The sequence below is a fragment of the Sphingomonas sp. RIT328 genome (assembly GCF_000632225.1).
Lineage (GTDB): Bacteria > Pseudomonadota > Alphaproteobacteria > Sphingomonadales > Sphingomonadaceae > Sphingomonas > Sphingomonas kyungheensis.
Genome location: NZ_JFYV01000002.1, coordinates 105,494 through 118,128 on the forward strand (window position 1 = coordinate 105,494; position 12,635 = coordinate 118,128).

The 12,635-nt window shown below is 67.6% G+C and carries 10 protein-coding genes and 1 pseudogene; 9 read left to right on the top strand and 2 right to left on the bottom strand.

The features are described from left to right. Window positions 1–9 precede the first annotated feature (9 nt). The 5 genes from BW41_RS02545 (at window position 10) to BW41_RS02565 (ending at window position 5,920) form a co-directional block, all read left to right on the top strand. Window positions 10–2,493 (top strand): TonB-dependent receptor, encoded by a 2,484-nt coding sequence (locus BW41_RS02545; protein WP_037531104.1) that lies wholly within the window; start codon window positions 10–12, stop codon window positions 2,491–2,493. 455 nt (window positions 2,494–2,948) lie between these two features. Continuing rightward, entirely contained in the window at window positions 2,949–4,193 is a 1,245-nt protein-coding gene (locus BW41_RS02550; protein ID WP_037531106.1) for a lipoprotein-releasing ABC transporter permease subunit, read from the top strand. Further along, complete coding sequence (locus BW41_RS02555) at window positions 4,186–4,857, top strand: ABC transporter ATP-binding protein (RefSeq protein WP_037531107.1); 672 nt, start codon at window positions 4,186–4,188, stop codon at window positions 4,855–4,857. The genes BW41_RS02550 and BW41_RS02555 overlap by 8 nt, the downstream gene beginning before the upstream one ends. Further along, window positions 4,854–5,444 carry a GNAT family N-acetyltransferase gene (locus BW41_RS02560; RefSeq protein WP_037531109.1) on the top strand — a complete coding sequence of 197 codons (591 nt, stop codon included), beginning with the start codon at window positions 4,854–4,856 and terminating at the stop codon, window positions 5,442–5,444. The genes BW41_RS02555 and BW41_RS02560 overlap by 4 nt, the downstream gene beginning before the upstream one ends. After that, a complete protein-coding gene (locus BW41_RS02565) occupies window positions 5,441–5,920 on the top strand; it encodes a glutathione peroxidase (RefSeq protein WP_037531111.1) in 480 nt (159 codons plus the stop codon). Before BW41_RS02560 ends, BW41_RS02565 begins: the two co-directional genes overlap by 4 nt. Window positions 5,921–5,925: 5 nt before the next feature. Here the strand turns inward: BW41_RS02565 and BW41_RS02570 are convergent, their stop codons facing one another. After that, window positions 5,926–6,507 (bottom strand): HdeD family acid-resistance protein, encoded by a 582-nt coding sequence (locus BW41_RS02570; RefSeq protein ID WP_037531113.1) that lies wholly within the window; start codon window positions 6,505–6,507, stop codon window positions 5,926–5,928. Window positions 6,508–6,606: 99 nt separating this feature from the next. Between BW41_RS02570 and dnaE the strand changes: the two genes are divergently transcribed. Continuing rightward, entirely contained in the window at window positions 6,607–10,107 is a 3,501-nt protein-coding gene (gene dnaE / locus BW41_RS02575; RefSeq protein WP_037531114.1) for a DNA polymerase III subunit alpha, read from the top strand. A 3-nt stretch (window positions 10,108–10,110) separates the two neighbouring features. Next, the gene (gene moaB, locus BW41_RS02580) at window positions 10,111–10,638 is read left to right on the top strand and encodes a molybdenum cofactor biosynthesis protein B (protein ID WP_037531115.1); all 528 of its coding nucleotides are present in this window, start codon (window positions 10,111–10,113) and stop codon (window positions 10,636–10,638) included. A gap of 13 nt (window positions 10,639–10,651) precedes the next feature. Here moaB and BW41_RS02585 read toward each other — a convergent pair whose 3' ends face one another. Continuing rightward, entirely contained in the window at window positions 10,652–10,990 is a 339-nt protein-coding gene (locus BW41_RS02585) for a VOC family protein (protein WP_037531118.1), read from the bottom strand. 54 nt (window positions 10,991–11,044) lie between these two features. Here BW41_RS02585 and BW41_RS02590 point away from each other — a divergent pair, with 54 nt between their 5' ends. Further along, entirely contained in the window at window positions 11,045–12,124 is a 1,080-nt protein-coding gene (locus BW41_RS02590) for a PA0069 family radical SAM protein (RefSeq protein ID WP_037531120.1), read from the top strand. A gap of 45 nt (window positions 12,125–12,169) precedes the next feature. Then, a pseudogene (locus tag BW41_RS02595) lies at window positions 12,170–12,635 on the top strand (hypothetical protein); the annotation flags it as partial.

Below are 12,635 nucleotides of genomic sequence, written 5' to 3' on the forward strand. Positions count from 1 at the left end.
GGAAATCGCATGTCGCTGACGCTCGCCATTCTGCTCGCCGGCCAGGCCGCCACGTCCGCGGCAGCGCAACCCCCGCAGGATGCCACGCCGGACGCCGCCGCCGAGGCCACCGCCGAGGCAGCCGCGCCGCGGACCGGCGAGATTCTCGTCACCGCCCGCCGCCGCGCCGAATCGGTGCAGCGCGTGCCGATCGCCATGTCGGTGGTGAGCGGCGCCGAGATCGACCGTACCGGCGCGTTCAACGTCAACCGGCTGCAGCAGCAGCAGCCGTCGTTACAGTTCTTCTCGAGCAACCCGCGCAATTCGGCGATCAACATTCGTGGCCTCGGCGCGCCGTTCGGGCTGACCAACGACGGGATCGAGCAGGGCGTCGGCTTCTATGTCGACGGCGTCTATATCGGCCGGATCGGCGCATCGACCTTCGACTTCGTCGATGTCGACCGGGTCGAGGTGCTGCGCGGGCCGCAGGGGACGCTCTACGGCAAGAACACCACCTCGGGCGCGCTCAACGTCACCACCCGCCCGCCGAGCTTCACGCCGGAGGGCAGGGCGGAGGTCAGCGTCGGCAATTACGGCTTCGTCCAGGCGAAGGCATCGATCTCGGGTCCGCTGTCGGAGGATGTGGCGCTGCGCCTGTCGAGTTCGGCGACGACGCGCAAGGGGACGATCGAGGATGTCGCCTCGGGCGACGATCTGCACCGCCAGCGCAATCTGGGCCTGCGCGCGCAATTGCTGTGGAAGGCGACCGATGCGCTGCGGTTCACGCTGTCGGGCGATTTCAACGTGCAGAACCCGCTGTGCTGCGTCCAATATTATGCGCGGGTCGGGACGACGCAGCGGCCGATCGCGCGGCAATATGACGCGCTCGCCGCCGCGCTCACCTATGCGCCGCCGAGCCGCGACCCGTTCGACCGCGTCACCGATCTCGATGCCGGGATCAACTCGCGGCAGGAGGTGGGCGGCGCCTCGCTCGTCGTCGACTGGGACCTCGGGCCGGCGACGCTCACCTCGGTGAGTGCGTGGCGTTATTGGGACTGGCAGCCGCAGAACGACCGCGACTTCACCGGCCTGCCGATCACCACCGTCTCGCAGAACCCGTCGCAGCAGCGCCAGGTGTCGCAGGAGTTCCGCCTCGCCTCGAACGGCAGCAACCGGCTCGATTATACGGTCGGCGCCTTCCTGTTCCATCAGACGATCGACACGCAGGGGTCGCAGGTGCAGGGATCGGCGGCGAGCCGGTTCCTGCTGTCGGGCAGCGACGCGAACAATCCCAGCGTGCTCAACGGGCTGACCTCGACCAATACGATAAGCTTCGACAACACCAGCTTCGCCGTGTTCGGCAAGCTCAACTGGGCGGTGACCGACGCGCTGCACGTCCAGCCGGGGCTACGGGTCAATTACGATCGCAAGTCGGGCTTTTACGAATCGATCGTCAGTATCGCCAACAGCCAGTACGGTTTCACGGCGACCGCCGACAATGTCGCGACGCTGCTGGCCTCGCAGCCGACGGCGGCGGCACGCACCACCTTCCAGAACCAGATCAACACGCTGGCGCCGCAGCGTTACAGCCCGAAGTTCAGCGCCTGGAACACCTCGGGCGACATCACCGTCTCTTATGATGTCGCGCCCGAGATCCACGCCTATGCCACCTATGCGCGCAGCTTCAAATCGGGCGGCATCAACCTGTCCGGCCTGCCGCTCAACGCGACGAGCACCGGCGTCGATCTGTCGACGCAGACCGTCAAGCCCGAGTCGGTCGATGCCTATGAGCTTGGCCTCAAGACGCAGTTTCTCGACCGCCGGCTGACGCTCAACCTCGCCGGCTTCTGGACGGACGTCTCCGACTATCAGGCGACGGTGAACAACAATGCGATCAACGTGATTCGCGGCTATCTCGCCAATGCCGGCAAGGTCCGCTCGCGCGGGGTCGAATTCGATTCGAATTTTCGGCCGAGCAAGCGGCTGACCCTCTACGTCAGCGGCGCCTTTACCGACGCGACCTATGTCCGCTTCACCAATGCGCCATGCCCGCCCGAATTGTCCGGCGGCAGCGCGGCGAGTGCGGCCAATCCGGCGAGCCCCGCGGGACAGGCCGGTTCCGCGACCCAGGTGTCGTACAGTCCCGCGTCGTGCGATATCTCCGGCCAGCGGCTGCCGGGCATCTCGAAATGGTCCTTTTCCTACGGCGGCGAATATAATCTGCCGGTCGGAGGCTCGGGCGGCGAAGTCTATATCGGCTATGACGGCAATTACCGGTCGCGCTTCTCGTCCAATCCGTCGCCGTCGGCCTATACCTGGATCGAGGGCTATTCGCTGTCCAACGTCCGTGCCGGCTATCGGAAGGACGATGTCAACGTCTTCGGCTGGGTGCGCAACGCCTTCGACCAGAACTATTTCGAGCTGCTGTCGACCCAGTCGGGCAATACCGGGCTGATCGTCGGCCAGCCGGGCGATCCGCGCACCTATGGCATCACCGTGTCGAAGCGATTCTGATGGGGCTGCGCCGATCGTTTCGTCGGTTTGACCGACAAAACAGCTATTTCCGGTCGGCGTTATGATCAGGTTCAGGATTGATCGGGAATAAAGACAAACGCCGGACAGGGGGCACGACCTGGAAGCTCCCACCCTCTGCCCGGCTACGTCCGGGCAAGTATTCGTCGCGCAGACAAGCAAACGCCCGGACCGTTTCCGATCCGGGCGCCTGCGTGACGAGCAAAACCCGTCAGCCCCCTTAGGTCGCTTCCCGGTGAATCGCGCGTTGTTTCGCTGCGTCACCCTTCGGCTATTCCCCGAACCACGGCCGTTGCCTGTGTCTCAGTGAGTCTTTGCTAGGCAGCACTGCCGGCTTTGTCACCGGCTATGTGAAGGGGGGACGGCGATTGCCGGAACCCTGTGTCGAATCCGCAACATTTGTTGCGCGCGGCGGGGCGCTCACCTAGAGCGGCGGCATGTTCCTGTCTCGCTACGAACGGATGATCGCGCGGCGCTACCTGCTTCCGGGCAAGGGCGAGGCGTTCATCTTCCTGGTCGCCTCGATCAGCCTGGTCGCGGTGATGCTCGGCGTCGCCGCGCTGGTCATCGTGATGAGCGTGATGAACGGCTTCCGCGCGGAGCTGTTCGACAAGATCGTCGGGCTCAACGGCCATGCGGTGATCCAGCCGATCGGCGGGCGGATGCCCGACTGGCGCGAGGTGGTCGCGCAGGCGCGGCAGACCCCCGGCGTCACCTCGGCGGTGCCGATGATCGAACAGCCGCTTGCCGCCACCTACAATGGCCGGGCCGAGGCGGTGCTGCTGCGCGGCGTGCAGATGGACGACATCAAGCCGGTGATCGGCAGCAAGCTCACCATGGGGACGCTCAACGGCATCACGCCGGGCAGCGGCCGGATCGCGATCGGCTCGCGACTCGCCGAGGCGCTCGGTGCGACGGTCGGCAGCCAGATCTCGCTGTTCAGTCCGCAGGGGCAGACGACGCCGTTCGGCACGGTGCCGCGCATCGTCAGCTATACCGTCGGCGCGATCTTCGAGATCGGGCTGTACGATTACGACAAGGCCTATGTGATCATGCCGATCAGCGACGCGCAGACGTTGCTGATGCTCGGCGACAATGTCAGCATGGTCGAGATCGAGACGGTCGATGCCGACAAGGTCGGGACGATCCTCGCGCCGCTCGCCGACCGGTTGCGCGGCGGGTCGGTGATCGCCGACTGGCGCAGCATGAACGCGCAATTGTTCCAGGCGCTCGAGGTCGAGCGGGTGGCGATGTTCACCGTATTGTCGATCATCATCCTCGTCGCGGTGTTCAACATCCTGTCGTCGCTGATCATGCTGGTCCGCGCCAAGACGCGCGACATCGCCATTTTGCGCACCATGGGGGCGACAAGGGTCGGGCTGATGCGCATCTTCATGGTGGTCGGCACGACGATCGGCGCGCTCGGCACCGTCGCGGGGCTGGCGCTCGGCTTCGTCTTCCTCTTCTACCGGCAGGCGGTGGTGAACCTCGTCCAGCTCGTCACCGGCCAGAACCTGTGGGATCCGTCGATCCGCTATCTCACCGATCTGCCGTCCAAGCCCGATCCGGTCGAGATCATCGTCATCGCGCTGATGGCGCTGGTGTTCAGCTTCCTCGCCACGCTCTACCCGGCGTGGAAGGCGGCGAGCACCGATCCGGTACAGGTGCTGCGCTATGAATGACGTCCTCCGCACCACCGGCCTGACCCGCAGCTTCAGCCAGGGCGGGGAGACGATCCACGTGCTGCGCGGCGTCGACCTGTCGGTCGCGCCGGGCGAGATCGTCGCGCTGGTCGGCCCGTCCGGTTCGGGCAAGTCGACGCTGTTGCAGGCGGTCGGGCTGCTCGAGGGCGGTTTCGAAGGATCGATCATGATCGGCGGCGCGGAGGCGGCGAAGCTCGACGCGCACGGCCGCACGATCATGCGCCGCGACCGGCTCGGCTTCGTCTACCAGTTCCACCATCTGCTGCCCGACTTCAACGCGACCGAGAATGTCGTGCTGCCGCAGCTCGTCCATGGCGCGGAGCGCAAGGCGGCGGACGATCGCGCGGTGGCGCTGCTCACCGCGCTCGGCCTCGGCCACCGGCTGACCCACCGGCCGAGCCAGCTGTCGGGCGGCGAGCAGCAGCGCGTCGCGGTGGCGCGGGCGCTCGCCAACCGGCCGGCGCTGGTCCTCGCCGACGAGCCGACCGGCAATCTCGACGAACAGACTGCCGACGTGGTGCTTGCGGAATTCCTGCGGCTGGTGCGCGGCGAGGGCTCGGCGGCGCTGATCGCGACGCACAACGAGCGGCTCGCGCAGAGGATGGACCGCGTTGTCCGGCTGCACGAGGGCGTGTTGACGTGAGCTGGACGGATGTGCCGACGCTGCGCGGGCGGCATGTCACGCTGCGGCCGCTGGACCGCGCCGACCGGGATGCGCTGGCGGCGGTCGCGGCGGCGGGTGATCTGTGGGACACCTTCTACGCCAATGTCTCGCAGCTCAAACAGCCCGATCGCTGGATCGACTCGGCGTTCGAGCAGCAGGACTTCGGCCGCGCGCTGCTCTTTGCCGTCTGCGATCCGGCCGGTCAGGTGGTCGGTACGACACGCTATATGCGGATGGCGCCGCAGCATCGCCGGCTCGAGATCGGCGGCACCTTCTACGCCAAGGCGGTGCAGCGCACCGGCGTCAATACCGAGGCCAAGCTGCTGCTGCTGACCCACGCCTTCGCGGTGATGGACTGCCAGTGCGTGCAGATCCGCACCGATTCGCTCAATCTGCGCAGCCAGGCGGCGATCGAGCGGCTCGGTGCCAGGCGGGACGGCGTGCTGCGCGGGCATCAGCTGATGGCGGATGGACGGCTGCGTGATACGGTCGTCTATTCGATTCTCGATCGCGAATGGCCGGGGGTACAGCAGAACCTCCGCTTTCTGCTGGCGCGTCACGGATGAGCGGCGTTACCGACCTTGCCGTCACCGCGGCGGATGGCGGCCGGATCGCGCTCGACCGATGGGCGGGGCAGGTGCTGCTCATCGTCAACACCGCCTCGCAATGCGGCTTCACGCCGCAATATGCGGGGCTGGAGGCGCTGCACCGCCGCTTCGCGACGCGCGGCTTTGCGGTGCTCGGCTTCCCGTGCAACCAGTTCGGCGCGCAGGAGCCGGGCGACGCCGCCGAGATCGCCGGTTTCTGTTCGCTGACCTATGACGTGACCTTCCCGGTCTTCGCCAAGGTCGCCGTCAACGGCGCCGATGCCGATCCGCTGTTCACCCGGCTCAAGGCGGCTGCACCGGGTCTGCTCGGCTCGCAGGCGATCAAGTGGAACTTCACCAAATTCCTCGTCGACCGCAGCGGCACGATGGTGCGCCGCTACGCACCGACGACCAAGCCGGAGCAGATCGCCGGCGCGATCGAGGCATTGCTCTAGCGCGCTCACACCTCCGGTGCGGCGAACGGCTTGGCGCCTTTCTTGTGGTGCAGCGCCGAGACGAGCGCGGTCACGCCACCGAGCAGGAAGCTGATCCCGAGGATGAAGCCGGGCAGCGTCAGCGCCGACCAGGGCAGGGTGGCGAGCACGTAGACGGCGAGCAGGATGTTGATCACGCCGAGCGCGATCATCAGCCCGCGGCCGCGCCGGAAGCGCGCGCCGAGCCCGATCTCGAGCGCGCCGCGGATGCCGAGCCAGATCGCGACGAGCAGGGTCAGCGACACAGCGGCCGTGCCGGGGCTGAACGCCATCAGCAGCCCGATCACCAGCGACAGAAGGCCGAAGCCGATCGCATAGCCGCGGCCTTCGTGATCCTTGCCGGCGATCCCCGCGGCGACCGAGACGAGGCCGGCGGCGATGAAGAAGGCGCCGATCACCATCGTCGCGGCATAGGTCGCGGCGAAGGGATTGAGGAAGGCGAGCATGCCGAGCACGATCGACAGCACGCCATAAGCGAAGATCCAGCCCCAGCCGGCGCCGGCGGCGGGCGGGTGGAGCGGGTCTTGATTGAGCGATGTGTCCGTCATTGACGAATCTCCTCCGTTGAGCCCGCGTAACGGAGTTATCCACCGCAGGTTCCGCCGGCGCACCTCGACAATCGGGGCGGACCGACTAAGTCTCCCGCGATGGCTCATTCGGGTTTCGTACCGCTCCGTATCTTCTCGTCCTACACGATGCTCGACGGGGCGATCGATCCCAAGGCGATCGCCAAACAGGCCAAGGCGTTGCGCTTCCCCGCCGCCGGGCTGACCGACCGCAACGGCCTGTATGCGGCGATGGCCTTTTCCGATGCGGCGAAGAAGGACGGCGTCCAGCCGGTGATCGGCACGATGCTGTGCGTCGCGCGGCCCGACATGCCCGATGGCGTCGCCGCGCCGCTCGACTGGATCGCGCTCTATGCGCAGGACGCGCGCGGCTATGACAATCTGTGCGCCCTGGTCAGCCTCGCGCATCTCGAACGGCCGATCGAACTGCCCGCGCACGTCGACTTCGCCGCGCTGGAGGGGCGCACCGACGGGCTGATCGCGCTGACCGCGGGCGGCGAGGGCACGCTCGCGCGGCTGCTCCACGAGGATCAGCCCGATCGCGCCGCCGCCTGCCTCGACCGGCTGCAGGCGCTGTTCCCCGACCGCCTGTATATCGAGCTGGCGCGGCGCGGCGATCCGGTCGAGGAAGCGGCGGAGGCGGCACTGGTCGATCTCGCTTATGCGCGCGATCTGCCGCTGGTCGCGACCAATCCCTGCTGCTTTTCCGACAGCGGCTTCCTCGACGCGCATGATGCGATGCTGTGCATCGCGCATTCGACCTATGTCGAAAGCGAGGATCGCGTCCGCTCCTGCCCCGACGCCTGGCTCAAGCCCGCCGAGATCATGCGCGAGACCTTCGCCGATCTGCCCGAGGCGATCGAGAACACGCTGGTGGTGGCGCAGCGCTGCGCGGTGATGGCGCCCTATCGCAAGCCGATCCTGCCCAGCCTTGCCGGCGATCGCGAGGGCGAGGCGGCGATGCTGCGCGCCGAGGCGGCGGCGGGGCTGGAGAAGCGGCTCGACCGGATCGAACAGCTCGGCACCCAGCCGGACGATCCCAATTGGCGCGACGCCTATCGCCAGCGGCTCGCCTTCGAAGTCGACGTCATCGTCCAGATGGGCTTCCCCGGCTATTTCCTGATCGTCGGCGACTTCATCAAATGGGCGAAGGATCACGATATTCCGGTCGGGCCGGGGCGCGGATCGGGCGCCGGTTCGGTGGTCGCCTGGGCGCTGACCATCACCGATCTCGATCCGATGAAGCTCGGGCTGCTGTTCGAACGCTTCCTCAATCCCGAGCGCGTGTCGATGCCCGACTTCGACATCGACTTCTGCGAAACGCGGCGCGGCGAGGTGATCCGCTACGTGCAGGAGAAATACGGCCGCGATCAGGTCGCGCAGATCATCACCTTCGGAAAGCTCAAGGCGCGCGCGGTGCTCAAGGACACCGGCCGCGTGCTCCAGATGAGCTACGGCCAGGTCGACCGGCTCGCCAAGCTCGTCCCCAACCATCCGACCGATCCGTGGGACCTCAAGCGCGCGCTCAACGGCGTGCCCGAGTTGGCGAAGGAATATGCCAACGACAATCAGGTCCGCCGCCTGCTCGACCTCGCCACCAAATTGGAAGGCCTGCCGCGCCATTCGTCCACCCACGCCGCCGGCGTGGTGATCGGCGACCGGCCGCTCGCGCAGCTGGTGCCGCTGTACCGCGATCCGCGCTCCGACATGCCGGTGACGCAGTTCGACATGAAGTATGTCGAGGGCGCGGGGCTGGTGAAGTTCGACTTCCTCGGCCTCAAGACCCTGTCGGTGCTCAAGAAGGCGGTGCAGCTGCTCGCCAAGCGCGGCATCACCGTCGATCTTGATGCTTTGCTGTGGGACGACGAGGCGGTCTACAAATTGCTTCAGAAGGGCGACACGGTCGGCGTCTTCCAGCTCGAATCGGAAGGCATGCGCCGCACGCTCAGCGCGGTGCGCCCGACCAATTTCGGCGACATCATCGCGCTCGTCTCGCTCTACCGTCCCGGCCCGATGGACAATATCCCGAGCTTCGGCCGCCGCAAACAGGGCACCGAGCCGATCGTCTATCCGCACGACCTGCTCGAACCGATCCTCGCCGAGACCTATGGCATCTTCGTCTACCAGGAACAGGTGATGCAGGCGGCGCAGATCCTCGCCGGCTTCTCGCTCGGCGGCGCCGATCTGCTGCGCCGCGCGATGGGCAAGAAGATCAAGGCGGAGATGGACGCGCAGCGCGCGATCTTCGTCGAGGGCTGCGCCAAGGTGAACGGCATCCCCAAGGTCAAGGCCAACGAATTGTTCGACTTGATCGACAAGTTCGCCGGCTATGGCTTCAACAAGAGCCACGCCGCCGCTTATGCGCTGCTCGCCTATCAGACCGCCTGGCTGAAGGCGCATCATCCGGAGGAATTCTACGCCGCGTCGATGTGCTATGACATGGCGCAGACCGACAAGCTCTGCATCTTCGTCGACGACATGCGCCGGCTGGGCGTGACGATCTGCGGGCCGGACATCAACAAGAGCGACGCCGAATTCGACGTCGAAGAGACCGAGGAGGGCGGTCTTGCCGTCCGCTACGCGCTCGCCGCGCTGAAGTCGGTGGGTGAGGGGGCGATGGAGAAGCTCGTCGCCGAGCGCAGCGCCAACGGGCCGTTCAAGAGCATCGACGATCTCGCCACCCGCGTCGACCCGCGCCTCATCAACAAGCGCCAGCTCGAAACGCTCGCGGCGAGCGGCACCTTCGACACGTTCGACGCCAATCGCGCCGGCATCCACGCCGTCGCCGAGACGATCCTCGCGGTCGCGGCGCGGACGCATGAGGGCAAGACGAGCGGCCAGCACGGCCTGTTCGCCAATGAGGAGGTGGCGGGCGACGCGATCAAGCTGCCCGCGGGCACGCGCTGGTCGATGGCCGAGGCGATGGAGCAGGAGAAGGAGGCGTTCGGCTTCTATTTCTCGGCGCATCCGGTCGACCGGCATACCCATCTCGCCAAGATGCACGGCGCGCGCCAATATGTCGCGCTGACCGAGCTCAACATTCCCGAAGACGGCACGCGCGCCGGCGCGACGATGGCGGTGCTGGTCGAGGATGCGCGCTGGCGTACCTCGGCACGCGGCAAACGCTATATGATGGCGACCCTGTCCGATGCGAGCGGCCAGTTCGTCGCCACCTGTTTCGACGATTCGGTCGCCGCCGAACTCGAGGAGGCGGCGCGCTGCGGTGGTTGCGGGCTGATCACCGTCGAGCTCGACCGCCGGCCGGGTGAGGAGACGCCGCGCGTCTCGGTCAAGCGCATCCAGCCGTTCGAGGGACTCGCATCGATCGCGCGCTTCACGATCGCCGCCAAGGTCGCGGATGCCGCCGCCTTCGCCGCACTGTCGGCGCTGCTCGCGCAGCATCGCGGCGCGCGGGGCGAAGTGCGCGCGCGTATCCCGGTCGAGGGTGGCGAGGAAGCGGTAGTCTTGCTCGGCCGCGACTTCCTGCTCGACATGGAATTGGTCGAGACGATCCAGGCGATCCCCGGCATCAGCGACGTCGCGCTCGATCGCGTCGCCTCGCAGCTGCGATCGGTGGGCTGAGCGATGCCGATCGATCCATCGCTCCCCTTCCACCCGGTGCGGATCGCGGTGCTCACCGTCTCCGATACGCGCGGCCTCGCCGAGGATCGCTCGGGCGATACGCTGGTCGCGCGGATCGCGGCGGCGGGGCATGTCCTCGCCGAGCGCATGCTGCTGCGCGATGACGTCGAGGCGATCGTCGCGCAGCTCGAATCATGGATCGACAAGCCCGCGATCGACTGCGTCGTCACCACCGGCGGCACCGGCGTCACCGGCCGCGACGTCACGCCCGAGGCGGTCGAACGCGTTGCCACCAAGATGATCCCCGGCTTCGGCGAGCTGTTCCGCTGGCTGAGCTTCGCCAAGATCGGCACCAGCACCGTCCAGTCGCGCGCCTGCGCCTGCGTCGCGCGCGGGACCTATATCTTCGCGCTCCCCGGATCGACCGGGGCGGTGAAGGACGGCTGGGACGGCATCCTGCAGGACCAGCTCGATAGCCGCCACCGGCCGTGCAACTTCGTCGAGCTGATGCCGCGGCTGCTGGAACGCTGAGCCGACCGTTGCGCTACGCGTCGGCCTGCATCACCGCCAGTTCGTGGCCGTCCGGATCGGCGAAGTGGAAGCGCCGGCCGCCGGGGAAGGCGAAGATCGGCGCGGTGATCCGTCCGCCCGCCGCCTCGACCGCGGCAAGCGCGGCGGCGAGATCGTCGACGGCGATCACCGGCAGCGGCGCGGCGGTACGCTCGGCCGGATCGGCCTGTAGCCCGATATCGAAGCCGCCGGTGGTGGTGGCCGCATAGCTCGGCCCGAAGTCGCTGAACTGCCAGCCGAAGGCCGCCGCGTAAAAGGCCTTCGCCGGTCCGGCGTCGGCGACGGGCAGTTCGAGATAGGTCAGCTCCGCCATGAAATTCCACTCCAACGTTCTTGCTATGTTCCAGGCTAGGCGATAGGATGCGTCATGGTCAAGCCGGTCGTCAGGCGTGCCGTCCGCGGCGCCACCGTCAACGGCGAAAGCCGCCGCTTCAACCTGCCGGAGCGCGAGGCGGACGGTGACTGGCTGGATGCGCAGGAGGCGATCGACGGGGCGCCGGCGGCGCTGCGCACCAGCGTGACCGTGGAACAGCCGCGCACGATCATCAGCCGCAACAGCTCGCCCGACGTCTTCTTCGATCGCTCGATCAATCCGTATCGCGGCTGCGAGCATGGCTGCATCTATTGCTTCGCGCGGCCGACGCATGCCTACCACGACCTGTCGCCGGGGCTCGACTTCGAGTCCAAGCTGTTCGCCAAGCCGCAGGCGGCCGAGCTGCTGCGCGCCGAGCTGCGCAAGCCCGGCTATCAGGTCGCGCCGATCGCGCTCGGCACCAATACCGATCCCTATCAGCCGATCGAGCGCGACTGGCGGATCACGCGATCGATCGTCGCGCTGCTCGCCGAGACGCGGCATCCACTGACCATCACCACCAAGTCCGATCGGGTGACGCGCGACATCGATCTGCTTGCCGGCATGGCGGCGGAGGGGCTGGCCGGAGTGGCGATGTCGATCACCTCGCTCGATGCGCGGATCGCCGCGACGCTTGAACCGCGCGCGCCGCATCCCGAACGGCGGCTGCGTGCGGTGCGGGCGCTCGCCGATGCGGGGGTGCCGGTCTATGTCTCGATCGCCCCGGTCATTCCGGGGATCACCGATCACGAGCTGGAACAGCTCGTCGCGCGCGCGGCGGCGGCAGGGGCGCGATCCTGTTTCTTCATCCCGGTGCGCCTGCCGCACGAGGTCGCGCCGCTGTTCCGCGCCTGGCTCGACGCGCATTTCCCCGATCGCGCCGGCAAGGTGATGGCGATCATCCGCGAGCTGCGCGGCGGCCGCGACAATGATCCCGACTTCTTCACCCGGATGCAGGGCAAGGGGCCCTGGGCGGAGCTGATGCGGACGCGGTTCCGCATCGCCTGTCGCAAGCACGGGCTCGGCGACCGCGGCGAGACGCTGCGGTGCGACCTGTTCCGTCCACCCGCCGGTCCGCAGGGTGAGCTGTTCTGACAGCGTTAGCGCGGCGCTAACCGTCCGACGCTAGAGCCTTCGCCTATGTCGCGGCGTTCCGTCTGGCTGATCCTGCTGCTCGCCGCGGTCGCGCTGCGCCTGCCCGATATCGGCAATCCGCTGATCGACGTCGACGAGCAGATGTATCTGCTGGTCGGCGAGCGGATGTGGGCGGGGGCGCTGCCCTATGTCGATATCTGGGACCGCAAGCCGATCGGGCTGTTCCTCATCGCCGCGGCGGCGAACGGCGTCGGCGAGCCGTGGGTGACCTATCACCTGCTCGCGCTGGCGGCGGCGGCGGCGACGGCGGGGATCATCGCCGGCTTCGCGCGGCGCCATGCCGGGCCGGCAGGCGCGCTTGCCGCGGGTTTGCTCTATCTGGTGTGGATCGCCTTGCTCGGCGGGCGGGGCGGCCAGTCGCCCGTCTTCTACAATCTGCTGATCGCCGGCGCGGCGTGGCTGGTCGCCGAGACGATCGCCGGCCGGCGGCGGGGCGGGGTGGCGGCGATGC